The following is a 1,107-nucleotide window of genomic DNA, read 5'->3' on the forward strand; positions in this document are numbered from 1 at the left end:
GGCCGCGAGACAGATGCGGGAGACGAGGGTGGTGGGGTGCTTCTCCCCCAGTACGCGTTCGCAGTCCGTGATCGCCGCCTCGTACGCGGGAATGCAGCGGGTGAGATCGCCCGCCACCGCGTACGCGCTCGCCAGGGCGACCCGGCAGATGAGGGTGTCGGTGTGGTCCGCGCCCATGACCCGCAGATAGTCGGCGAGGGCGGCCTCGTGCAGCGGGATGGCCCGGGCCAGGTCCCCCGCCTCCCGGTAGGTGTAGGCGAGGTTGTCCCGGGAGGTGACCGTGTCCTCGTGGTCCGGCCCCAGTACGCGCTCGCGGTCGGCCAGCGTCTCCTCGTGCAGACGGATGGCACGGTCGAGGTTGCCGGCCTCGGCGTGCGCGCCGGCGAGGTCGTTGCGGGAGATGAAGGTGTCCGCGTGGTCGGGCCCCAGCACGCGCTCGCGACCGGNNAGCAGCCGGCGTGCCGCCGCCACGGACCGTTCGCTGAATTCGAGGCTCTGGTCGATCCGTCCCTGGCCCGCCTGGAACGCCCCCGTCAGGTGCAGCAGCCGGCTCAGCGATTCGTCGTCCTGGTCGGACGGCACGGCGGAGACCAGGGCCTCGACATGGGGAAGCAGCGTCCACCAGGTCGGCCAGCCCGCCGCATCGCTGCCCGGCTTCTCGGGCAGAGCGCCCAGCAGCACGGTCGTGGCCCGCCGGCGGGCGTCGTCGATCGCGGCCACGCCGCGGTGCGGGTCGGCGGGGTCCGGCGTACGCGAGATGGCCTGCACGAGCCGGTGGGTGCTGACGGTCTCCGCCGTCAGGGTGACCATGCTGTAGCTGCCGAGCAGCGCGAGGGACTGGTCGACGGCGAGCGGGTCGTCGTCGAGCGCCGAGAGCAGGACGCGGGGCACCGTGTCGGGGGCGAGCCAGGCCAGTACGCGCAGGATGTCTGCCGCGAGCGGGTCCTGGGCTCCGATCATGTCCAGGGTGAGCAGCCATACGCAGGCGACGGTGCGCCCCGGGTCGCCGCCCACGACCGGGGTGGCGAACATCCGGGCGGGGAACCGCCTGAACTGCTCCAGATAGCGGGCCGGGTCGGTCGCGGTCTGCTGGATATAGGCGGCGGC

Annotated in this window: 1 protein-coding gene; it reads right to left on the reverse strand. The window is 73.0% G+C overall.

Translation table 11 applies throughout. The features are described 5' to 3' along the window. On the reverse strand, nucleotides 1–1,032 hold a 1,032-nt coding region (locus tag J0695_RS38850; RefSeq protein WP_443727044.1), incomplete at its 3' end, for a tetratricopeptide repeat protein. Nucleotides 1,033–1,107: the final 75 nt, after the last annotated feature.

The sequence above is a fragment of the Streptomyces beijiangensis genome (assembly GCF_017315755.1).
Lineage (GTDB): Bacteria > Actinomycetota > Actinomycetes > Streptomycetales > Streptomycetaceae > Streptomyces > Streptomyces beijiangensis.